The sequence below is a fragment of the Neisseria sp. HMSC067G12 genome (assembly GCF_001812725.1).
Classification (GTDB): domain Bacteria; phylum Pseudomonadota; class Gammaproteobacteria; order Burkholderiales; family Neisseriaceae; genus Neisseria; species Neisseria perflava.
Genome location: NZ_KV810201.1, coordinates 166922 through 189468, shown reverse-complemented (window position 1 = coordinate 189468; position 22547 = coordinate 166922). Strand labels below are relative to the sequence as shown.

At 51.1% G+C, this 22547-nt stretch carries 25 protein-coding genes; 8 read left to right on the top strand and 17 right to left on the bottom strand.

Translation table 11 applies throughout. From position 1 onward, the window contains the following. Positions 1-7 precede the first annotated feature (7 nt). Positions 8-1111 carry a stealth family protein gene (locus HMPREF2871_RS05905; RefSeq protein ID WP_049335791.1) on the bottom strand — a complete coding sequence of 368 codons (1104 nt, stop codon included), beginning with the start codon at positions 1109-1111 and terminating at the stop codon, positions 8-10. A 119-nt stretch (positions 1112-1230) separates the two neighbouring features. Between HMPREF2871_RS05905 and HMPREF2871_RS05900 the strand changes: the two genes are divergently transcribed. The 6 genes from HMPREF2871_RS05900 to HMPREF2871_RS05875 all read left to right on the top strand — a co-directional run bounded on the left by HMPREF2871_RS05900 (position 1231) and on the right by HMPREF2871_RS05875 (position 7914). Next, positions 1231-2409 carry a polysaccharide biosynthesis/export family protein gene (locus HMPREF2871_RS05900; protein ID WP_049335793.1) on the top strand — a complete coding sequence of 393 codons (1179 nt, stop codon included), beginning with the start codon at positions 1231-1233 and terminating at the stop codon, positions 2407-2409. 11 nt (positions 2410-2420) lie between these two features. Continuing rightward, entirely contained in the window at positions 2421-3590 is a 1170-nt protein-coding gene (locus tag HMPREF2871_RS05895; RefSeq protein WP_036492193.1) for a capsule biosynthesis protein, read from the top strand. Then, entirely contained in the window at positions 3590-4387 is a 798-nt protein-coding gene (locus tag HMPREF2871_RS05890) for an ABC transporter permease (RefSeq protein ID WP_004519071.1), read from the top strand. Before HMPREF2871_RS05895 ends, HMPREF2871_RS05890 begins: the two co-directional genes overlap by 1 nt. Then, on the top strand, positions 4384-5034 hold the full coding sequence (locus tag HMPREF2871_RS05885; protein ID WP_036492188.1) for an ABC transporter ATP-binding protein: 651 nt from the start codon (positions 4384-4386) through the stop codon (positions 5032-5034). Before HMPREF2871_RS05890 ends, HMPREF2871_RS05885 begins: the two co-directional genes overlap by 4 nt. A gap of 64 nt (positions 5035-5098) precedes the next feature. Beyond that, on the top strand, positions 5099-7372 hold the full coding sequence (locus HMPREF2871_RS05880; protein ID WP_049335794.1) for a Tex family protein: 2274 nt from the start codon (positions 5099-5101) through the stop codon (positions 7370-7372). A gap of 200 nt (positions 7373-7572) precedes the next feature. Next, the gene (locus tag HMPREF2871_RS05875; RefSeq protein WP_049335795.1) at positions 7573-7914 is read left to right on the top strand and encodes a hypothetical protein; all 342 of its coding nucleotides are present in this window, start codon (positions 7573-7575) and stop codon (positions 7912-7914) included. Between the two features lie 57 nt (positions 7915-7971). Here the strand turns inward: HMPREF2871_RS05875 and HMPREF2871_RS05870 are convergent, their stop codons facing one another. Then, positions 7972-8862, bottom strand: coding sequence for a LysR family transcriptional regulator (locus HMPREF2871_RS05870; RefSeq protein ID WP_049335797.1), 891 nt, complete (start codon positions 8860-8862; stop codon positions 7972-7974). A gap of 127 nt (positions 8863-8989) precedes the next feature. Here HMPREF2871_RS05870 and HMPREF2871_RS05865 point away from each other — a divergent pair, with 127 nt between their 5' ends. Together HMPREF2871_RS05865 and HMPREF2871_RS05860 are read left to right on the top strand one after the other, a co-directional pair. Continuing rightward, positions 8990-9385 carry a DoxX family protein gene (locus tag HMPREF2871_RS05865; RefSeq protein WP_049335799.1) on the top strand — a complete coding sequence of 132 codons (396 nt, stop codon included), beginning with the start codon at positions 8990-8992 and terminating at the stop codon, positions 9383-9385. A gap of 15 nt (positions 9386-9400) precedes the next feature. Then, complete coding sequence (locus HMPREF2871_RS05860) at positions 9401-10006, top strand: nitroreductase family protein (protein ID WP_049335801.1); 606 nt, start codon at positions 9401-9403, stop codon at positions 10004-10006. 112 nt (positions 10007-10118) lie between these two features. Here HMPREF2871_RS05860 and cysS read toward each other — a convergent pair whose 3' ends face one another. The 15 genes from cysS to rpmE all read right to left on the bottom strand — a co-directional run bounded on the left by cysS (position 10119) and on the right by rpmE (position 22467). Further along, on the bottom strand, positions 10119-11540 hold the full coding sequence (cysS, locus tag HMPREF2871_RS05855; RefSeq protein ID WP_070629711.1) for a cysteine--tRNA ligase: 1422 nt from the start codon (positions 11538-11540) through the stop codon (positions 10119-10121). Positions 11541-11550: 10 nt separating this feature from the next. Next, positions 11551-12420, bottom strand: a complete 870-nt coding sequence (locus tag HMPREF2871_RS05850) for an EcsC family protein (protein WP_070629708.1) — start codon at positions 12418-12420, stop codon at positions 11551-11553. Between the two features lie 60 nt (positions 12421-12480). Then, entirely contained in the window at positions 12481-13635 is a 1155-nt protein-coding gene (gene obgE / locus HMPREF2871_RS05845; RefSeq protein WP_070629706.1) for a GTPase ObgE, read from the bottom strand. Between the two features lie 143 nt (positions 13636-13778). Beyond that, positions 13779-14267 (bottom strand): peroxiredoxin family protein, encoded by a 489-nt coding sequence (locus HMPREF2871_RS05840; protein ID WP_070629704.1) that lies wholly within the window; start codon positions 14265-14267, stop codon positions 13779-13781. Then, entirely contained in the window at positions 14264-14647 is a 384-nt protein-coding gene (locus tag HMPREF2871_RS05835; protein ID WP_070629702.1) for an acyl-CoA thioesterase, read from the bottom strand. Before HMPREF2871_RS05835 ends, HMPREF2871_RS05840 begins: the two co-directional genes overlap by 4 nt. Continuing rightward, complete coding sequence (locus HMPREF2871_RS05830; RefSeq protein WP_003681812.1) at positions 14647-15009, bottom strand: hypothetical protein; 363 nt, start codon at positions 15007-15009, stop codon at positions 14647-14649. Before HMPREF2871_RS05830 ends, HMPREF2871_RS05835 begins: the two co-directional genes overlap by 1 nt. Positions 15010-15123: 114 nt before the next feature. Beyond that, positions 15124-15951, bottom strand: a complete 828-nt coding sequence (locus HMPREF2871_RS05825; protein WP_070629700.1) for an MlaA family lipoprotein — start codon at positions 15949-15951, stop codon at positions 15124-15126. Next, a complete protein-coding gene (locus tag HMPREF2871_RS05820) occupies positions 15948-16226 on the bottom strand; it encodes an STAS domain-containing protein (RefSeq protein WP_036493932.1) in 279 nt (92 codons plus the stop codon). Before HMPREF2871_RS05820 ends, HMPREF2871_RS05825 begins: the two co-directional genes overlap by 4 nt. 63 nt (positions 16227-16289) lie before the next feature. Then, entirely contained in the window at positions 16290-16880 is a 591-nt protein-coding gene (locus tag HMPREF2871_RS05815) for an MlaC/ttg2D family ABC transporter substrate-binding protein (protein WP_049332874.1), read from the bottom strand. Positions 16881-16912: 32 nt separating this feature from the next. Next, positions 16913-17407: an outer membrane lipid asymmetry maintenance protein MlaD gene (gene mlaD, locus HMPREF2871_RS05810; protein ID WP_003748012.1), complete on the bottom strand. Its 495-nt coding sequence runs from the start codon at positions 17405-17407 to the stop codon at positions 16913-16915. Between the two features lie 49 nt (positions 17408-17456). After that, entirely contained in the window at positions 17457-18233 is a 777-nt protein-coding gene (gene mlaE / locus HMPREF2871_RS05805) for a lipid asymmetry maintenance ABC transporter permease subunit MlaE (RefSeq protein WP_049344968.1), read from the bottom strand. A gap of 65 nt (positions 18234-18298) precedes the next feature. After that, the gene (locus tag HMPREF2871_RS05800) at positions 18299-19099 is read right to left on the bottom strand and encodes an ABC transporter ATP-binding protein (RefSeq protein WP_049344969.1); all 801 of its coding nucleotides are present in this window, start codon (positions 19097-19099) and stop codon (positions 18299-18301) included. A 222-nt stretch (positions 19100-19321) separates the two neighbouring features. Further along, positions 19322-20209, bottom strand: a complete 888-nt coding sequence (locus HMPREF2871_RS05795) for a hypothetical protein (RefSeq protein ID WP_224783382.1) — start codon at positions 20207-20209, stop codon at positions 19322-19324. 148 nt (positions 20210-20357) lie between these two features. After that, a complete protein-coding gene (locus HMPREF2871_RS05790; protein WP_049335814.1) occupies positions 20358-22016 on the bottom strand; it encodes an ArnT family glycosyltransferase in 1659 nt (552 codons plus the stop codon). A gap of 235 nt (positions 22017-22251) precedes the next feature. Further along, entirely contained in the window at positions 22252-22467 is a 216-nt protein-coding gene (rpmE, locus tag HMPREF2871_RS05785; protein WP_003681847.1) for a 50S ribosomal protein L31, read from the bottom strand. Between the last annotated feature and the right edge of the window lie 80 nt (positions 22468-22547).

Sequence of the window (22547 nt, the reverse complement as noted above, 5' to 3'; positions counted from 1 at the left end):
TTTATTTTTATTTGGTTTTGAAGTAATTTTCCAGCATTTGAATCAGTTTGTCCTGGTAGTTTTCAATCTGTTGCTGGCTGTGAAAATCGTTGGCACAAAAAGAGTGTGGCTGCCGCCCATTTTTTTTATTTTCCAAGAGCTTGATATATTGGGCAGGCGCTTTGTTGGAGCGGATATTAAAATAATAACATATTTCATTACCTACTGTAGATTTCCTGTTTAAAAACATCAGCCAAGGTACGAGGAAGGTGGCAAGGTTGAGATCGTGGTTAGAACGGAAACGGTTGGATAAAAAGGCTTCAATCTCAGTACGGTAGTGTTGCCAAGCAAATTGAAAGCTGCTTTTATGCAGTGGAATATAGGTGTGTACTAACGGACGGTCGATGTGGCAGTCGTAGTGCTGTTGTAATAGTGTGATGCAGTTTTTTGAGGCGGAAAGAGTGGGTGTGTCGGTTCCTCTTTCGGACATTTGTTTTAGGCTTTTGTCTGCAATAAAAAGTGAAGCAATCCCGTTGGCGTGAAAAAAATGTTCCTTCGGTAATGGTCGGGCAACAAATACATCATCGTTAAAATAGATGAAGTGTTCATTTAGATTAGGAATGTTGTGCAAGTGTGCTTCGATTACATGCGAATTGAAGGTGGGCAGGTATTGCGGGTCAATGATTTGACTGTGATCTATTATGCTGACATTGGGATAGTCGGCAGGATTGAGCCAGTCGGGGCGTTGGTTGTCGGTAATGATGTAGATATGGTTGACCCACGACAGGAAGGTGCGCACGCTGTGAAGTGAATAGTAAAGTTCGTTGTGGTTGCTGAAACGGGCTTCGTCATTATTGTGGAGTGCGTTTTGTTCGGCAGTAGGGCTATGTTGGCGCCGACGTTTCTGCCATTTGGGATCTTGGTTATTTACCCATGTGAAAACGACATCAACTTTAATAGGGGGAAGGTCGATACTATTTTCAATTTCGGCTAAATACAGGCTGTTGTCGATAATGACCGGTTCGTCAGACTCTGTTGTACGCTGTTCGGCGTTTCGGACAGGGTATCTTTTGTTGAGATAGTCGCGGAAGAATACACCTGGTTGTCGAATCAGTTTTTTAAGTTTTCTCATGACGGTATTCGCTGTAATGTGATGTCTTTTGATGCTTATGTCAGGTTTTCAGACGGCCTAATATTTCATCAGGTGTTATAATGGCTGTGCGTAATTAAAAGTATAGTGAGATTTAATCAATGTTGAAAGCAGAATGTCTTACCCGCAGGGGCATGTTATTGTTGTGTGTCAGTCTGTTGGCTGCATGCTCTTCTCTTCCTACTTCCGGCCCAAGTACACGAAATGTTGTTGCTTTGGGGCAACAGTCGGCTACAGCCGAAGTGCCAGAGGTGGAGTTGATTGATGTGAATGGTGCGGTAGCTCAGTCGCTATATCAAGCGCAAGTTAATCAGTCATTTGCTCAGTTGGGCGATGGTACATCATCAATAGGGGCTATCAATATAGGTGATGTGCTGGACATTACGATTTGGGAAGCTCCTCCGGCTGTGTTGTTCGGCGGAGCTTTGTCGTCTACCGGTTCGGGTAATGCGCAGCAAACGAAGCTGCCTGAACAGATGGTCAGCTCTGCAGGTACGATTTCTGTGCCGTTTATTGGCGATGTGTCTGTCCTTGGTAAAACACCGGTTCAGGTGCAAAACATTATTAAAGGCCGTCTGAAAAAAATGGCAAACCAGCCGCAGGTAATGGTGCGCATGGTGCAAAACAATGCGGCGAATGTATCGGTTATCCGCGCGGGTAACAGTGTGCGTATGCCTTTGACGGCTGCAGGCGAGCGTGTGTTGGATGCGGTGGCTGCCGTGGGCGGTTCGACTGCGAATGTTCAGGATACGAACGTACAGCTGACACGTGGCAATGTTGTCAGAACGATTGCTTTGGAAGACTTGGTGGCGCATCCGCGTCAAAATATTTTGTTGCGCCGCGGTGATGTAGTCACAATGATTACTAATCCAAGCACGTTTACGTCTATGGGTGCGGTCGGTCATACGCAGCAGATTGGTTTCTCTGTGAAGGGCTTATCTTTGGCTGAGGCTGTGGGACGTATGGGCGGTCTGCAGGATTATAGTGCAGATGCGCGCGGCGTATTTGTATTCCGTTATGCGCCTTTGTCCGAGCTGCCTCCTGAGAAACAATCTAAATGGGTTGAAAAGGGTTATGGCGATCGTGCGGAGATTCCTGTGGTCTACCGTTTGAACCTGGCAGATGCGAATTCTATGTTTTGGATGCAGCGTTTCCCTGTGAAGGATAAGGACGTGGTGTACGTATCGAATGCACCGATGGCCGAAGTACGCAAGTTCTTGTCATTTGTGTTCTCGCCTGTGGTTAGCGGTGCGAACAGTATTAATAATTTAGTGAACTGATGGGGAAAATAATGTCTGAGCAAGTTTCTGCAAATGTGGATGTGAAACCGGAACAACCGGCTCCCGAAAAGAAAAAGGCCAAAAAGTCTTGGTTGCGTAAGATTAATCCGTTGCTTTGGGTAACGGTTATCGTGCCGACTTTGTGTTCCGGTGTGTATTACGGACTATTTGCTTCTGATCAGTTCACATCCCAGTCCAGCTTTGTGGTGCGTTCTCCTAAAAGCCAATCGTCTTTGAACGGCTTGGGCGCTATTTTGCAGGGGTCTGGTTTCTCTCGTGCGCAAGACGATATTTATACCGTGCAGGAATATATGCAGTCGCGTTCGGCTTTGGACGCGTTGCGTAAGAAAATGCCCGTTCGTGATTTTTATGAAAAAGAAGGCGACATTTTCAGCCGTTTTAATGGTTTTGGCCTGCGTGGCGAGGATGAAGCGTTTTATCAATACTACCGCGATAAGGTATCCATCCATTTTGACTCTGTCTCAGGCATTTCTAATTTGAGCGTTACATCTTTCAATGCCGGTGAATCTCAAAAGATCAATGATGCTTTGCTCAAACAGGGTGAGGTATTGATCAACCAGCTGAACGAACGTGCGCGTCAGGATACGATTCGTTATGCTCAGGAAGTGGTCAATTCGGCTGAAGAGAAAGTTAAAGAAGCTTCGGCTCAATTGACAAAATTCCGTGTGTCCAACGGTATTTTTGACTTGAAGGCGCAATCCGATGTGCAAATGGGTTTGGTATCCAAATTGCAGGACGAGTTGATTGTCATTCAAACTCAGCTTGACCAGGTAAAAGCCGTTACGCCTGAAAACCCGCAAATTCCAGGTTTGATTGCGCGTGAAAAGAGCTTGCGTAAAGAAATCTCGCAACAAATGAAAGCGATTTCCGGCGGTGGCGAGGGTTCGTTGTCCAATCAGGCGGCGGAATATCAGCGCGTGTATTTGGAAAACGAATTGGCTGAGAAACAATTGGCTGCAGCGATGACTTCTTTGGAAAGTGCGAAAGCGGAAGCAGATCGTCAGCAATTGTATTTGGAAGTGATTTCCCAGCCGAACAAACCTGACTTGGCGCATGAACCAAACCGTCTGTACAACATTGTGGCAACGTTTGTCATCGGTTTGATTGTCTATGGCATTGCCGTGTTGCTGTCTGCAAGTATCCGTGAGCATAAAAACTGATGAAAGAGCTACATAAAACATCGTTTTTGGAGTCGCTGCTTATCCAAAAAAGGGTAATCGGCGCGCTCTTAATGCGTGAAATTATTACTCGCTACGGTCGTAATAACATTGGTTTTTTGTGGTTATTTGTCGAACCTTTGCTGCTGACTTTGGTTATGGTGTTGATGTGGAAGTTTTTCCGCATGCACAACGTGTCGGCTTTGAATATCGTGGCTTTCACGCTGACAGGCTATCCGATGATGATGATGTGGCGTAATGCCTCTAATCGCGCCATCGGTTCGATTGCGGCCAACACAAGCCTGCTGTATCACCGAAATGTACGTGTTTTAGATACCATTTTTGCGCGTATGTTGTTGGAGATTGCCGGTGCCACCATTGCGCAGGTTGTGATTATGGCTGCATTGGTCGTCATCGGCTGGATTGATGTACCGGCAGATATTTTCTATATGTTGTTGGCTTGGCTTTTGATGGCAATGTTTGCCGTTGGATTGGGGCTGGTCATCTGTTCGGTGGCGTTTCACTTTGAGCCGTTTGGCAAAGTTTGGAGTACCATCAGTTTTGTGATGATGCCTTTGTCCGGCGTGTTTTTCTTCGTACACAACCTGCCTCAGCAGTTGCAACACTATGTGCTGATGCTTCCGATGGTGCATGGTACAGAAATGTTCCGTGCCGGATATTTTGGTAACAGCGTTACGACTTACGAAAATCCTTGGTATATTTTGTTGTGTAATTTAGTTTTGCTGCTGCTTGGTTTGGCGATGGTGGCGAGATTCAGCAAAGGGGTTGAGCCGCAATGATTTCAGTTGAACACGTTTCCAAACGCTATCTGACCCGCCAAGGTTGGCGGACAGTCTTGCACGATATCAACTTCAAAATGGAGAAGGGCGAGAAAATCGGTATTCTCGGCCGCAACGGTGCAGGTAAATCGACGCTCATCCGTTTGATCAGTGGCGTTGAGCCGCCGACCACGGGTGAAATCAAGCGGACGATGAGTATTTCTTGGCCTTTGGCATTCTCCGGTGCGTTTCAAGGCAGCCTGACCGGTATGGACAATTTGCGTTTCATCTGCCGGATTTACAATGTCGATATCGATTATGTGAAGAACTTTACCGAAGAGTTTTCCGAGCTAGGGCAATATCTTTACGAGCCGGTTAAGCGTTATTCTTCAGGTATGAAGGCGCGTTTGGCATTTGCTTTGTCGTTGGCGGTAGAGTTTGATTGCTATCTGATTGACGAAGTGATTGCGGTTGGCGACTCGCGCTTTGCCGATAAATGTAAGTACGAGTTGTTTGAAAAGCGCAAAGACCGTTCCATCATTTTGGTGTCGCACAGCCACAGCGCCATGAAGCAATATTGCGATAATGCGATGGTGCTGGAAAAAGGGCATATGCACCAGTTTGAAGATATGGACAAAGCCTACGAATATTATAATTCGCTGCCTTAAAGCGATTGTTTTTTAAATCAGGCCGTCTGAAATTTCAGACGGCCTGTCCGTTGGAATTCTATTGATGAACATTACTCAAATCCTCTCCCAAGAACTCTCCGCCACTGCCGCGCAAATCAATGCTGCGATTGAGCTTTTAGATGATGGCGCAACCGTACCTTTTATCGCGCGTTACCGTAAAGAAGCTACAGGCGGGCTAGATGATACGCAGCTGCGCCAGCTTGCCGAGCGGTTGCAATATCTGCGCGAATTGGAAGAGCGCAAAACCGTTGTTTTAAAAAGCATTGAAGAGCAAGGCAAGCTTTCAGACGACCTCAGGGCGCAAATTGAAGCCGTCGACAACAAAACCGCGCTGGAAGACCTGTATCTGCCCTACAAACCCAAACGCCGCACCAAAGCGCAAATCGCACGCGAACACGGTTTGCAGCCGCTGGCGGACGTGTTGCTTGCTGAGCAGCCGCAGGATGTTGAAGCCGCCGCACAGGACTACCTGAACGAAAACGTCCCTGACGTAAAAGCCGCGTTGGACGGCGCGCGCGCGATTCTGATGGAGCAGTTTGCCGAAGACGCAGAACTCATCGGCACGCTGCGCGATAAGTTGTGGAACGAAGCCGAAATCCACGCGCAAGTCGTTGAAGGCAAAGAAACCGAAGGCGAAAAATTCAGTGATTATTTCAACCACCGCGAACCCGTCCGCACCATGCCCAGCCACCGCGCGCTGGCGGTTTTGCGCGGCCGCAACGAAGGCATTTTGAACATCGCGCTCAAATACCAGCCCGACGACACGCCGATTACGCAGCGAAGCGAATACGAGCAAATCATCGCCCGCCGTTTCAAGGTTTCAGACGGCCACAAATGGCTGCGTGATACCGTGCGCCTGACTTGGCGCGCAAAAATCTTTTTGTCGTTGGAACTTGAAGCCCTAGGCCGTCTGAAAGAAGCCGCCGACACCGACGCGATTACCGTGTTCGCCCGCAATCTCAAAGACTTGCTGCTCGCCGCGCCCGCCGGACGGCTGACCACGCTGGGTCTCGACCCCGGCTACCGCAACGGCGTGAAATGCGCCGTAGTGGACGACACGGGCAAGCTGTTGGATACCGTCATCGTCTATTTGCATCAAGAAAACAATATGTTGGCAACGTTGTCGCGCCTGATTAAACAACACGGCGTGAAACTTATCGCCATCGGCAACGGCACCGCCAGCCGCGAAACCGACAAAATCGCGGGCGAACTGGTGGGCGGAATGCCGGAAATGGGGCTGCACAAAATCGTCGTTTCCGAAGCCGGCGCGTCGATTTATTCCGCGTCCGAACTGGCGGCGCGCGAGTTCCCCGACTTGGACGTTTCCCTGCGCGGCGCGGTGTCCATCGCCCGCAGGCTGCAAGACCCGCTCGCCGAGTTGGTCAAAATCGACCCCAAATCCATCGGCGTGGGGCAGTATCAGCACGACGTGAACCAAAGCCAGCTCGCCAAATCGCTGGACGCGGTGGTCGAAGACTGCGTGAACGCCGTCGGCGTGGACGTGAACACCGCCTCCGCCCCGCTCTTGGCGCGAATTTCCGGCTTAAATCAAACCCTTGCCCAAAACATCGTCGCCTACCGCGATGAAAACGGCGCGTTCGACAGCCGCAAAAAATTGCTGAAAGTACCGCGTTTGGGCGAAAAAACCTTCGAGCAGGCGGCAGGCTTTTTGCGGATTAACGGTGGCAAAGAGCCGTTGGACGCGAGCGCCGTCCACCCCGAAGCCTATCCTGTTGTCGCCAAAATGCTGGCGCAACAAGGCATTACCGCCGCCGAACTCATCGGCAACCGCGAGCGCGTGAAGCAAATCAAAGCCTCCGACTTCACCGACGAACGCTTCGGCCTGCCGACCATTCTGGACATCCTGTCCGAGCTTGAAAAACCCGGTCGCGACCCGCGCGGCGAGTTTCAGACGGCCTCATTCGCCGAAGGCATCCACGAAATCAGCGACTTGCAAGTCGGCATGATACTTGAAGGCGTGGTCTCCAACGTCGCCAACTTCGGCGCGTTCGTGGATATCGGCGTCCATCAAGACGGTTTGGTGCACATCTCCGCCCTGTCCAATAAATTTGTTCAAGACCCGCGCGAAGTCGTGAAAGCCGGAGATGTGGTGAAAGTGAAAGTGCTGGAAGTCGATGCTGCGCGTAAACGCATTGCACTCACCATGCGTTTGGATGACGAACCGGGCGGCACAGTCAAAGGCAACAGGCCGTCTGAAACCCGACATCAAGAACGCCGCGACCGCAAACCCCAACGCAACGACCGCGCCCCAACCAATTCGGCAATGGCGGATGCGTTTGCGAAGTTGAAGCGGTAAGGTAGAAAACCAATTGAAGGCCGTCTGAAAAGTGATGTTCAGACGGCCTTTATCGTATGAGGCGAATTAGATAATTAGTGGAATGGATATACTGATGCGCCCATTGAATGTTAACGATACATTTTGTAGTAGGCACATGCAAACAAGCGTATAGTTCCAAATATCACAAACCCATCATCACAACCTTAGGAGTTCAAACCATGAAACCTGTTTTGTTTGCCGTGCTGATTTCCTGTTTCTCCGTTGCTGCGTATGCAGCCTGTACCGACAGCCAGCAGCAGTGCGTGATTTATAAAAACGGCAATGTTGCGACAGAAGGCGGCTGTACGGTCAGTAAGTGCCAAAGTGCCGATGCGCAAGTGTTGAAATGGAAGCTGAAAAACGGCAAAGGCGTAACCGTGGAAATCGGAAAAAACGGTAAGGTTTTGGTGAACAAGAAACCGGGTGCGAAAGCGAACAACAGTAATGCGTCAGGCATGGGTTTGACATGCTATGCCGCCGATGCGGACAAACGCGAACAGTTCTGCTCGACCAATTATTGATTGGATTGTTGCTTTGATTAAAGGCCGTCTGAAAAGTGTTTCAGACGGCCTTGATGTTTATCTTTCCGATATTTTTTCATTGAGAAAGTCGATAAAGCTGCGTACTTTCGCACTGAGAAATGCCCTGTCGACATAGGTGGCGTTCAGTTGGTCTGTCCAGATGGTGTAATCGGGCAGAAGTTGGATCAATGTACCATCCTTCAATTCCTGCTGAACTGCCCAAAGGGGCTGATAGCCTATGCCTGCGCCTGCTTTAATCAGCTCGCGTATCATCAGTGTGTTGTCGCTGCGGATAACCGGGGAGAGATGGAGAATGGCTTTTTCTCCGGTAATGCGGTGGGTAATCTCCCAGTTTTGTTGACTGGTATAGGAAGGCAGGATGGCTTGATGCTGCATGACGGCTTCGGGCGTATCGGGTGTGCCGTGTCGGGCCAGATAGTCGGGAGCGGCAAGCAGGACGAACTCGATTTTGGCCAGCGGTTTGACGATCAGCGAAGGGGAGGGGGTTTTGGAAACGCGTAAGGCGAGGTCGAAACCTTCGGCAATGAGGTCGATATGGCGGTTGTCGAGGACGAGGTCAAGCGTGACTTTGGGATAACGCTGGCGGTATTCTGCTAGCCATGCGCTCATATTGCCACCTGCAAACCATAGGGGCATGGTAACGCGCAACATACCTTGCGGCGTGTCGGTACCGCCTGCCGCTTTTTGGGCAGCGGTGTCCAAGGTATCCAGCGCGTAGCTGCACTGGCGGTAGTATTCTTCGCCTGCTTCGGTCAGATGAAGGTTGCGGCTGTTGCGGTGTAAGAGCTTGGCTTGAATGGTGTTTTCCAGATGGCTGACGTGTTTGCTGGCCATGGCGGTGGAGATATCGAGCTGATCGGCGGCACGGGTAAAGCTGCCGCTTTGAACAACTTGGCGGAAAACTTTTAGGCTAAATAGGGTATCCATTATTTCTTATTAGGAAACGTTGTATCAATAATTCGAGTATATATCTCTTACTGGGAATTATCTATACTGCACTTATTGAAATTGCTCCATACCTCTTCAGGTAGCCATTAAAATAAGGATTATTAAGATGTCAGCCCTCAAATCATTCCAACCTGTTGTATTGTCTGTCTTGCGTATTGTTGCGGCGTATCTGTTTTTGCTGCATGGTACGGCCAAGTTTTTCAGTTTTCCGATGTCTATGGGCGGTGCGCCCGAAGGCTTGATGCTGGTGGCCGGTGTTTTGGAAATTGTCGGTGGTATCTTATTGATATTGGGCCTGTTTACGCGTCCGGCCGCGTTTGTTTTGTCCGGTCAGATGGCAGCCGCCTACTTTATGGCCCACGCGTCTTCTGGTAATGTTTTGTTCCCATTGGCCAACCATGGCGAATCTGCCGTTTTGTTCTGCTTCGTGTTCCTGTATCTGGCAGTAGTCGGTGGCGGAGCGTGGGCTTTGGATAACGCTTTTGGTAAAGATAAAGATTAATTTAAGGAAAAGATCATGACTTATTCTGTTTTGCAACAAGCTGCTGAAACCCGTCGTTCTATCTATGCATTGAGCAACACCCTGCCTCTGTCCAATGAGGAAGTAACCAAAATCATCGAACACGCCGTTTTGCATACGCCGTCTTCTTTCAATTCGCAATCTGCCCGAGTGGTCGTATTGTTTGGCGAAGAACATGCCAAAGTGTGGCATTTTGTTGAAGAAGCTTTGCGTGCAATTGTTCCTGCCGAGCAGTTTGAAGCCACTGCGCAAAAACTGAACTTGTTTAAAGCAGGCGCGGCGACAGTTTTGTTCTTTGAAGATCAAGATGTTGTCAAAGGCTTGCAAGAGCAGTTCCCATCTTATGCGGCCAACTTCCCGATCTGGGCGGATCAGGCAAATGCCATGGTTCAATATGCTGTGTGGACAACATTGGCGGCTGCCGGTATCGGCGCCAATCTACAACACTACAATCCACTGCCTGATGCGGCCATTGCCAAAGAATGGAACTTGCCGGAAAGCTGGTTGTTGCGTGCGCAAATGGTGATTGGCGGTATCGCGGCTTCAGCCGGTGAAAAAGCCTTCCAACCAATCGAAGGCCGTCTGAAAGTATTTGGCGCATAAGTGAAATGATGTGTTAAACAAAGGGCGCGATGTTTGCGCCCTTTTTGAAATAACAAAATTAAAAAGGCCGTCTGAAAACAGTTTCAGACGGCCTTTTATCTATGCCATAAAATCAACCGCGGCGCCAAGTCGTACCGCCGGCGTTGTCTTCCAGAATGATTTTGTGTTCGTTCAGAAGGTCGCGGATGCGGTCGGACTCTGCCCAGTTTTTATCCGCGCGCGCCTGTTTGCGGCGGGCGATCAAATCGTCGATTTCCTCGTTGGACAGGCCGTCTGAAACCGCGCCGCCTTGCAGAAACTCGGTCGGATCACGTTGCAGCAGGCCGATGATGCCACCCAAAGCTTTCAGGCAGCCGGCGAGGTATACATCATTGGTTTTGTTCACTTCGCCTGCCAGTTCAAACAACACGGCAACGGCTTCAACCGTACCAAAATCGTCGTTCATGGCGGCGTAGAAGCGGCGGGTGTAGTCATTGGCGTTTTCAGATAAATCAAACTCAGCCGCTGGTGTGTTTTTCAACGTGGTGTACAGACGGGTCAGCGCGCCTTTTGCGTCGTCCAAATGCGCGTCGGAGTAGTTCAACGGGCTGCGGTAGTGGGCGCGCAGGATGAAGAAACGCACGACTTCAGGGTCGTATTGTTTCAACACTTCGCGGATGGTGAAGAAGTTGCCCAACGATTTGGACATTTTTTCGCCATCCACGCGGATAAAGCCATTGTGCAGCCAGTATTTGACGTGGCTGGCGATGCTTCGACCGTGGTGGGTTTGCGCGTGGTCGTGGCCACAGGTATGACCGCTGGCACCGACGCTTTGGGCGATTTCATTTTCATGGTGCGGGAACTGCAAGTCCGCGCCGCCGCCGTGAATATCGAAAGTATCGCCGAACAGGTTTTCACTCATGGCAGAGCATTCAATATGCCAACCCGGACGGCCGTTACCCCAAGGGCTTTCCCATGCCGGTTCGCCTACTTTGGCCGCTTTCCACAACACAAAATCAAGCGGATCGCGTTTGAAACCGTCCACTTCCACGCGCTCGCCTGCACGCAGGTCGTCTAGCGATTTGCCCGATAATTGGCCGTAAGCGGAAAACTCGCGCACGGCGTAGTAAACGTCGCCGTTTGCGGCAGGATATGCCTTGCCGTTTTGAATCAGGGTTTCAATCATGGCAATCATCTGCGGAATGTTTTCTGTTGCCTTCGGCTCAATATCCGGACGCAACACACCCAAAGCATCGGCATCTTCGTGCATAGCCTGAATGAAACGCGCAGTCAGCTCGCCGATGGTTTCGCCGTTTTCAGCCGCACGGGCAATGATTTTGTCGTCGATGTCGGTAATGTTGCGCACATAAGTGAGCGGATAGCCGCACTCGCGCAGCCAGCGCGCAATCATGTCAAACACCACCATCACGCGGGCATGGCCGAGATGGCAGTAGTCGTAAACCGTCATGCCGCAAACGTACATACGCACGTTGGCAGGATCGATGGGGGTGAAGGGTTCTTTTTGACGGGTAAGGGTGTTGTAGATGGTTAGCATATTCAATAGGTTATTGTGATGATAATATATTTTGATGACGAATCAGATTAAACTGCTGGCGGACATGGCTTTCGCCATATTTGCTTTCTAAGCGTTTGACAATAAAATGTCCGCGAGCGATGTCTTGATAAAAATCAGTAAACATGACGTTTAGGGTTGCACCTGCAACTGCACCGATGCCAGGAACTAATTGCGCTGCCACTTTTTCGGTAAGCGGAACGCCCAAACGTGTGGCAACAGCCTGAATGATTTGAGCTAATGCTTTGCCGATAGTCGAAGTGTCAATCACTTTGGCAGTTGTACCCTGTGTCAAAACAAGTAGTTCTTTTGAGGTTACGTTCATGATTTGGCTCAATGCGATACGGCTGGCATAATAACCGCTTTCAGCGCTGTCATCATCTTTGTCTTCATTGACGGTAAAACCGAAGACGGCAATACATTCCAATTTGGTTTGGTAATCGTTGATGTTGAAACCTTCACTGCGTGCTACGTCCAAAATGGAACGCATCATAATGGCGGTGGAAATTGGCAACTCGGCTGCCAAAGCAGTGAAGCCGAAAAAACCACCAACCGCACCCGTTACGCCTGCCATTAATTTATGAGTTTTAGTAGAGGCTTCAGTTTTCTCACTATTCATAGTGGATGCACTGGCATCGAATACTTTATGCAATGCTGTCTGAATAATTTGATTAACTTTGTCTGCCGCACCTTTGGGTAGCTTGTCTAATAGGTACTCCACAGGCGAACCGACTATTGCCGTCATTTTGGCAGTTAATGACGGACTGGTCAGCAGGGCAACGGCTTGTTTCAATTCGTCAAAATCCTGTTGCATCATAGGTGTGTCGTTTGAAGAAGAAACAAATATATTTTCTGGATTCATCAAATTTTCCTTTGTTTTTATTTTTGGGTGGGATTTCACGCAGAAATGCCACCTGAAACTTTATTCAGCCTGTAAAACGTTAGTATTCGTTTTTGGCTGATTTGCCACAATTTCGGCTTTTGCCGCTGCCTGCTCCGCTTCGGCTTTCTCGGCTTCGATGCGTTTTTTCTCGGTCAGGTATTGGTTGATTTGGTGTACCAATTCCTGTGTGCCTTGGTGGGTCAGGGCGCTGATTTGGAAGAGGCGCGGGGTTTCCATGTCAAATTGGAAGCGGTCGTCTGGTTTCGGATAGTCCCAGCCGATGGCTTCGAGGAAGGCGGTGGTGCGTTCTTGGGCTTCTTCTTCATCGAGCATGTCGAGTTTGTTCAGCACCAGCCAGCGCGGTTTGTCGTAGAGCTCTTCGTCGTATTTGCGTAATTCGTTGATGATGGCGAGTGCTTCTTCGGCGGGGTTGACGGCTTCGTCAAAGGGCGCCAAATCGACGACGTGCAACAGCAGGCCGGTGCGCGATAAGTGTTTGAGGAAGCGGTGGCCTAGGCCTGCGCCTTCTGCCGCGCCTTCAATCAGGCCGGGGATGTCGGCCATGACGAAGCTGTGGTTTTCGTCGATGCGCACGACGCCTAAATTCGGATGCAGGGTGGTGAAGGGGTAGTTGGCGATTTTGGGGCGTGCGGCGGATACGGCGGTAATCAGGGTGGATTTACCGGCGTTGGGCATGCCTAACAAGCCGACATCGGCGAGGACTTTAAGCTCGAGTTGCAGGGAACGGGTTTCGCCTTCTTCGCCGGGCGTGGATTGTTTGGGCGCGCGGTTGACGGAGGATTTGAAGTGGATGTTGCCCAAGCCGCCTTTGCCGCCTTTGGCGAGGCAGACGCGCTGGCCGTGGTGAGTGAGGTCGGCAACGATTTCGTCTGTATCGAGGTCGCGGATAAGGGTGCCGACGGGCATTTTGAGGACGATGTCGTCCGCACCTGCGCCATAGCGGTCGGAGCCGTGGCCTTTTTCGCCGTTTTTGGCTTGGTAGCGTTTGACGAAGCGGTATTCGACGAGGGTGTTGGTGTTTTCATCGGCTTCTGCCCAAACGCTGCCGCCTTTGCCACCGTCGCCGCCGTCAGGGCCGCCTCGGGGTACGAATTTTTCGCGGCGGAAACTGGTTGCGCCATTACCGCCTTTGCCTGCGGCGACTTCGATTTTTGCTTCGTCGATAAATTTCATGATGTTCTCTTATGGGTATTCGGTTGTTTCAGACGGCCTTCGTTGATAGAGGAGCTTGGTGTCTGAACGGATAAAATGTTGCTTATTATAAAGGATATTTCGGTTTTAGGCCGTCTGAAATATGGTTTCAGACGGCCTTGGATTTATTGGGCGAGGGCTTGGTCGATTTCTTGATAGAGTTGGGAGAAATTGGGTTCGCCAACGTAGGTTTTGAGGATGTTGCCGTTTTTGTCGATCAGGACGGAAGTCGGGTAAACCTGTGTACCAAAGGCTTTTGCGGCAGTTTTGTCGGCATCGTATATGACGGTGAAAGGCAGGCCGTATTCTTTGACGTACTGATGGACGCTCTCAATAGGGTCGATGGGCTGGGCGATGCCGAGGACTTGGAAGTTTTTGCCTTGATAATCTTGGGCGGTTTTGATGATTTTAGGCATCTCGCTCACGCAGCCAGGGCAGGAGGGAAACCAGAAGTTGATGAGGGTGACTTTGCCTTTCAAGTCGGCGTTGGTAATGGTTTTGCCTTGCAGGTCAGGCAGGGCGAAATCAGGGGCGGCTTTGTTGCTGGGGATAAGGACGAAGGCAAGAAGCGCGCCAATCGTGGCAACGACAAGGAGTGTGAGTATTTTTTTCATGATTCGAGGTTTTGAATTGCGTGAGCTAAGGTTTGGGGAACGCTGATGCTGCGGCCGCTTTCGCTGCTGACGGGCATAAGGGTAACTTCGGCTTCGATGGCGGCTTTGCCGTTGGGTAGGGTCGCGGTTTGGCTGAGGATGATGTGGCGTGTGCCGATGTCTTTCAGACGGCCTGTAAAGGTCAAAACATCGCCTTCAAGCGACGGGCGGCGGTAGCGGATATCGATACGTGCAACAACGAGCATGATGCCTTCGAGTTCGGACAGAAGGTCATGCTCTTGAAAAAACGTCCAGCGCGCTTCTTCGAGAAATTCGAGATAGCGCGCATTGTTGACGTGGCCGTAGCCGTCGAGGTGGTAGTTGCGGACGGTCAGTTTCATCAGTTGAGATTGATGGGTTGGAACTCTTCGCGTGCGATGGGTTCGTGTTCGAGGTCGGTAATCACGGTGGAGAGTTGGATATCGAACCATTCGTTGAAAATGTCGGCGTCCAAATCAGGCCATTCGCTTTCGTCTTCGCACCAGTCGGCCAATTCGGCAGCAAAAATGTCTTCAAAGCGTGCTTCGATTTCGTCCCATACTTCGTCGGCGGTTTCGCACGGGCGAACGAGGTAGGAATTGGCATCGGCTTGGATATCTTCAAGCGTCAGGCCATCCAAGTGATTGCCGGGCAGGGATTTCAGCCAGTTCCAAAATGGATCGAGGGGGATAAGCAGGAAGACGCTGCGGTTGACTTCGTACATGGTGTTTTCCTTGGTTTCTGTATAGTTGAATGATATAGCAAAGGTGGTGGACTGGCTATCTTTTGGGGGATAAAGGCCGTCTGAATTTCAGACGGCCTTTATTTTTGGGAATAATCAGGGATTTTCTGATGGTGTTTGATACAGGGTTTGGGGATTGGCTGTATCGGGGATTTCTGCCGGAGCAGTTTGGGGTGCTGCTACCGGCTCGGAAGTGGCATTGCTGTCCACTAAGTCATCAATGTCGATGTTGTCGTCTTCGCTTTGAGGGAGCGTGCCGCCGGTTTGTTGGCTGCGGACTTTCATGTAAAGGTCGCGTGTGTAGCTGTATTTGTCGATGGCTGCGCCTTCGAGGCTGTCGGTCAGGTCGAGGAGCTCTTCGCGGGTGTTGATGGCTTGCTGGCCGGTTGTACCCCAGCGTCCTGCGCTGGTGTGGAAGATGGCATTTTTAACCGGATAGACGGTGGTAATGGCGTTGCCGACGGTATCGCGTACGGTAGACGGGCCGAGCAGGGGGACGACGAAGTAGTTGCTGTTTTTCCAGCCCCATGAGGCGAAGGTGTCGCCGAGGGTGTTTTTATTGCTGGGTACGCCGCCTGCACCGGCTACGTCGATTAAACCGCCAAGGCCGAAGGTGGTGTTGATGCCGACGCGGACGAGGTCTTCGCTAGCGCGTTTGATGTCAAGGCGCAGAACGTTGCTGCCGAAGCTGACAACATCGCGCAGGTTGTTGAAGAAGTTGCTCACGCCGGTACGCACCGGTTTGGGCGTTACTTTGCGATAGCCGCGTGCTACAGGGGAAAGGACGTATTTGTCTGCTTTGTCGTTGAACTTGGAAACGGTGCGATTGTAGCCTTCGTAAGGGTCGGCCGGATTGCGTTCGGCAAGTGCGGGAGCGGAGGCAAGGCTGATGATGAGGCAGAGGGAAGCGGTGGTTTTTTTCATGATTGCAACCAGTCTTTGATTTCGTAAAGTTCGGCCAGTGCGCGGACGGAATCGGGAATGTTTTGAATGGTCGGTTTTTTGTCTGTCCGGCGCAGAGCGTTGAGCAGCAGGGAAACGCAGGCGGAATCTGCTTTGCCTACTTGGCTGAAGTCTATGCTGTCTGTTTCTTTCAGACGGCATTGTTGTTCGTAGCGCGCAAAGGCGGAGGCAGTCAGGGTTTTGACGGTAACGTCGCCGCTGATGTAGAGCGTGCCGTTGCGGATTTCTGTTTGCATGGTGTCTTTATGATGTAAGGCACCATGCCGTCTGAACATCAGGCGGCATGGTGCGGGGGTGGATTATTTACCGCCGTTTTTGGCTTTCAAGTCGGCAATCAGACCATCAATACCTTTGGCTTTGATGGTTTCGCCGAATTGGTTGCGGTATACGGTAACCAAGCTTGCGCCTTCGACTGCGACATTGTATGCGCGGTATCTGCTGCCGCTTTGGTAGGTGGTGAAGTCCATGTTGACCGGTTTTTGGCCGGAAACGTTGATTTCGGCGCGGACAACGATTTCTTTACCGCCTTTGTTTACGACCGGGTTGTCTTTGATGTTGACCTTGGCGTTTTTGAATTTCAGCATGGTGCCGGAGTAGGTGCGGATCAGCAGGGTTTGGAACTCTTTGGTCAACGCTTGTTTTTGTGCGTCAGTCGCAGTGCGCCACGGATTGCCGACGGCCAAAGCGGTCATGCGTTGGAAGTCGAAGTAAGGGATGGCGTAGGCTTCAGCTTTTTGGCGTGCAGTGTTGGCGTCGCCGCTGTTGAGGATTTTCAGCACTTGAACGGAGTTTTCACGGACTTGGTTGACTGCGTCGGCAGGAGAGGCAAAGGCCATGCTGATGCTCAATACGCCGATGCTCAATGCGCTGATGAAGGAAGTTTTTTTCATGGGAGTGTCCTGAATATTGAGTGGATATGTGTTTATTGTTTGTTTTGACCGGCAGATTCACCATCTGCGTTTTTCTCGGCAAAGCTGGTCATGAATTTGCCGATAAGGTTTTCCAAAACCATGGCGGAGCTGGTGACGGTAATGGTGTCGCCTGCCGCCAAAGAATCGGTATCGCCACCTTGTTGCAGGCCGATGTATTGTTCGCCCAACAGGCCTGAAGTCAGGATTTGTGCGGAAACGTCGCTGCTGAACTGATATTGGCTGTCCAGATTGAGGGCGACTTTTGCCTGATAGGATTTAGGGTCGAGCTGAATGGAGGCAACGCGGCCGACCAGTACGCCTGCGGATTTGACCGGAGCGTTGGTTTTCAAGCCGCCGATGTCGCTGAAATCGGCATAGACGGTGTAGGTTTGAGAGGATTTGCCGAACGATTGTCCGCCGGCGGCGCGGAAGGCGAGAAAGCCGATAGCGGCCGCGCCCAGTAAGACAAACAGTCCTACCCAAAATTCCAAAGCATTTTTTTTCATGTGCTATTGTCCTTGTTTCATTCTTTTTAAGTGTCGTTTCAGACGGCCTTTAGTCGGTAAACATCCATGCGGTCAAGATGAAGTCGACGGCGAGGATGGTCAGGGCGGAAGACACTACCGTGCGTGTACTGGCGCGCAAAATACCTTCGGAGGTCGGTACGCAGTGGAAACCCTGATGTACGGCGATCAGCGTAACGGCTACGCCGAAAGCGGCGGATTTGATTAAGCCGTTGAGTACGTCGTAATGGAAGGTAATGTTGTTTTGCATTTGCGACCAGAAAATACCGCCGTCCAAACCCAGCCATTCGACGCCGACCAAATACGCGCCGTAAATACCGGCAACGTTGAAAATCGAAGCCAGCAAAGGCATGGAAAACACGCCCGCCCAAAAGCGCGGCGCAACTACGCGTGCCACGGGGTCGACCGCCATCACGTTCATTGCTTCAAGCTGCTCGGTGGTTTTCATCAAGCCGATTTCGCTGGTCATGGCACCGCCCGCGCTGCTGGCAAACAGGATGGCCGCCAATACGGGACCTAATTCGCGCAACAGGGAAGCGGCAACCATATAGCCCAAAATATCGGCGGATTTGAATTTTGCCAGCTGCGTATAGCCCTGCAAGCCCAATACCATGCCGACAAACAGGCCGGACACAGCAACAATCAGGACAGACAACACGCCTGCAAAGTAAACCTGGCGGATGCTCAGGCGAGGACGGGTAAACGCCGTACCTGATTTGGCCAGGATATGCAGGAAAAACAGCGTAATGCTGCCCAGCGATTGGATGAAGCCGAGGGTTTTTGCCCCGACGGAACGGATAAAATTCATAGGTTCCAGTTGATTGGTTAAATGGTTTTCAGACGGCCTTGTTTAAGTTTCAGGCCGTCTGAACATCAGCCCAGCAAGTCTTGTTTTAAAGTCGTTTGCGCCGGATAGCGGTAGGCGACGGGGCCGTCTGCCAAGCCGCCGACAAACTGGCGCACCCAAGGCGAGTCGAGTTCGCGCATTTCTTCGGGCGAGCCGGAGAACATGATTTCGCCGTGTGCCAAGAAAATGACTTGATCGACAATTTCCAGTGACCTTTCAATATCATGTGTTACCATGACGCTGGTCGAGCGCAGGGCTTTGTTGGCACGGCTGATGAGGTGGGCGATAACGCCCAGCGAAATCGGATCGAGGCCGGTGAAAGGCTCGTCATACAACATGATTTCAGGGTCGAGCGCAATCGTACGCGCAAGGGCGACGCGGCGCGACATACCGCCGGAAAGCTCGGAAGGCATCAGGTTTTCAACACCGCGCAAACCGACTGCATTCAGTTTCAACACCACCAAATCGCGGATGACTGCTTCGGGCAAATCCGTCAGCTCGCGCATGGGGAAGGCGATGTTGTCGAAGACGGATAAGTCGGTGAACAATGCGCCGTGTTGGAACAAAACGCCCATGCGGCGGCGGTGTTCGTACAGCTCCTGCGCCGAAAATGCGGCCAAATCTCGCCCTTCAATCAGCACTTTTCCCGATTGTGGGTGAATTTGACCCGTAATCAGGCGCATCAGCGTGGTTTTACCGCTGCCCGAACCACCCATTACGGCGGCGAAATTGCCTTGTGGAATGCTGAAGTTGATGTTGTTCAGAATAGGACGGTCGCCATATGCGAAGGCAACGTCTTTCATTTCGATGAAGGGTGTGGAACTCATGCAGGAGAGGGGTGTCGAAAAATGTATTTTAATTACGGGTATTGTAAAGGGTATTGGATATTCGGGCAATTTTCAGACGGCCTGTGCTTAAGAATAACGGGTAAAAACGTGTGAAAGAATGCAGAAGCGTTGGTGGTACGGTCGTTTTGCAGCGTGTTGTGTCAAACATACAGACAGCTGTGTAGGTATATAAAGAGGCGGGCAAACATGCCCGCCTTGTTTTTAATATTTTTGCAAACCTTCTACCTTGATTTCTTTGGCATTGGCATTTATGAAGGCTTGGGTCGCCTTCATCGTGGCTTGGATGCGCGGATCGTTCCAGCGCACGATTTGGTTGTTTTCATCGCGCTTGTCCGACCAAATAATCACGCCGTCGGTGTATTTTTTGCTGATTTCGAGCATTTTGCGCCAGCGGGCGGGGTCGATGAATTGCTTGAAATAAGGGCTGTTGGTGGCCGAATAATATTGCGGCCAAATGTAGCCGATGATTTTTTTGTTGGGAAAGCGTTGGTGGATGTCGTCAACGGCGGTTTTCACGTCTTTTTCCCATTGCACCAAATCGGGGGAAGTGATGTAGAACACGGGATTGGCATAGTCGCTGATGGCGGCGGTGGGTGCACGGCGTTTACTGACTTGCCGCCATTTGGCCAAGATGGTTTCGTTGTCAACGTTGGGGCGGTAGTGGCGGATGCCGTGCAGGTGTTCGGAAGGCATGCCGTAGTTGCTGATGACGGCGCGCGGGTTTTCTTCTCTGAAGATTTGGTACATTCGCGCGAAGTCGGTTTTCAATTCGTCGGGGGTCAGCAGTTGGCCGTCTTTTTCGGCAAACCAGCTTTCGATGTCGGTGGAAATGGTGCGGTAGCCTTCGCGGCGCGATTGTTTGGCCAATTCACGGATGCGCGCTTCGTTGAGTACGCCGTGTTTGAGTTTGCCCGTCGGATCGGGTTTGACCAGCTCGCTTTCGTAAACCAAGAACACTTTGGAGAGTTTGTCGGCAGTAAGGTCGGGTTTGCCGACATAGTCCATGCGGTCGTAGATAATGAAATCTTTGGCATGGGCGGAGAGGGCAGTCAATAAGAGGACGAAGGGCAAAAGGCGGTTGGGTTTCATATTTTTAGGCAGATAAGGGAAAAGGGCCATTGTACGGGAAGCGGTGTTAAAGTAAGTCAAAGGCCGTCTGAAAGGATAAAAGTTCTTTCAGACGGCCTTTTATTTGAATGTAGCAGGAATATTCAGCTTTATGGCTAGTGTCACGGATTTATTGCGCTGAAGTTTTCTCTAAGAATAGGAAAGTCTCGGCTTTGTTGCGCGGTCTTGCGCCTTGCCACAAGGTCTGCCAACCCGAAGGTGCGCCGATGTTGGCGGCTTGACGGATGAGGCGGTAGCGGCAGGAGGCGTTGTCGGTCGTGGTTTTAATATGGCTGTATTGTGTCCACGCGATGCGTGTGCGCTGGTCTTGGCCGTCGATGCTGATACATTCGAGGCCGTCTGAAAGTTTCTGTTTCAATTCGAAAGAAAGCGCGGCTTCCATTTGGTGTACCACCGGCGCATGGCTTTTGGCGGCGTTGAGCCACGGTAAAAACAGGGTCATCAGCAAAGCCCAAGCCAAGGTCACGCCGGCCGCCCAGTTGGTGACGGCTTGGCGGCCGCGGATGTTTTTACGCGTAATCGCCCAAAGCCACAATGGGGTAAACAGCAGGGCGACTGCCATCGGAATCGGGTCGATGTCGGGGATGTAATACGGGCTAAAATAGGCGGCGCGTTCGGCCAGTTTGGTAGGCCAGCCGTAGTTCATGGCGAAGAAGCCCAGCCACAGGAAGACGGCAATCAGACCAAATGCCATGATGCCGAACCAGTTGATAAATGCCACTGCACCGCGACGCAGGCCGTCCAGTTGTGCCGCGCCGAGCAGGGCAAGCGGCGGCAACAGCCAAACGAGGTTGTCTTGCAGGCGTTGAGGATTGATGGCGAGCAGGGCTGTCATGATAACCAGCCACGACAGGCTCAGAATGCCCCAATTTTTATCGTGGATACGCGTGCGGCTGAGCGTCCATGCTGCCAGCGGCCAGGCAGGCAGGGCAAACCACAGCAGGTTTTTCAGATAATAGGGCAGGTTGAAGGCCGTCTGAATCTGATGGAAGCCGCCGAATACGCCTAAGGAATAATGGTTGAACCAAATATCAAACCATTCGGGATTGGTTTTTGATAAAACCAGCGGATACAGAATCAGTAGGGGCAGGGAAACGACGATGGCGCCAATCAGGGTCAGCAGATAGCGTTTGCTTTGCCAAGTAGAATGGAACGATAGGGCAAGTGCCAAAAACATCATGGCCGCGGTCAGCAGATAGCCTGAGGAAAGGGAGAGTAAAACCCAACCGCCGCACAACAACAAAATGGCGATAATGACGCGGCGGTGTGCCAGTGAAAAGCCGCACAGAATCAATCCAAACGCGGCAAAAGCGGCCGACATGGGATTGAGGAAGTGGGCGATGGGCAGCAAACCGATGCTGCCGATAAGGATTAAGACAACGCTGCGGCCGTGATGTCTGCCGAGAAAGTTGAAACCAGCAAATCCGCAGGCCGTCAGTCCGATGGTGGTGAATACCACGCCGGCAAAACGCGCGGCATCATAGGCATCGGCCGCCCAAGGCGAAAACAGGGTTTGGAATGCGGTTGCCACCCACAAAAAAGCAGGGGAGATGGTGAAGTCGGGTTGGCCGAAGATTTGTGCAACCAACAGGCTGCCGCCGTTTTTCATGGATTCGGAGGCGGTAAAGAGGGAGGGTTCGGCAGGGTTCCACAAGTCATGCGAGAACACGCCCGGCCACAGCCAGGCAAAGGCCATCAGCAGCAGAAGCCATGGTTTTTCATGGGTTTTTTGGGGGCGGCGCGGATCGGGCGGTGTGTAAGTCAGCATGGAAGGTCAAAAAACGGTTAGTTTGAATAGTAATGGTACAGGGTTTGACAGGTTTGCGCGATATGCCGGACCGGAGAGCTTTGTAAAATAATGCTTATGGCTCGTTTTTATCGGGTGTTTGGAATGATATGGTATTCGGTTGACGACAAAAAGCTCAGGCCGTCTGAAAGAAATATTTCAGACGGCCTGAATGCAAAAAAGACTGCACGAAGCAGTCTTTTTGACAAAGCGGCAATTAGCGTTTGAACAGGTTGCCGAATTTGTTGTTGAATTTGTCCACACGACCGGTAGTGTCGACGATTTTTTGAGTACCGGTGTAGAAAGGGTGGCACAGGGAGCAAACCTCAACGTTGAAGCTGTCTTTTTCCATTGCGGATTTGGTCACGAATTTGTTGCCGCAAGAGCAGGTAACGTTGATTTCGTGGTAGTTCGGGTGAATACCTTGTTTCATTTGATTTCCTTTCGATTAAGCGGGCACAGGGGTTTTGCCTGTACTTCAGTTAAGCGTGGGATTTTCGCTATTTTTGGCTG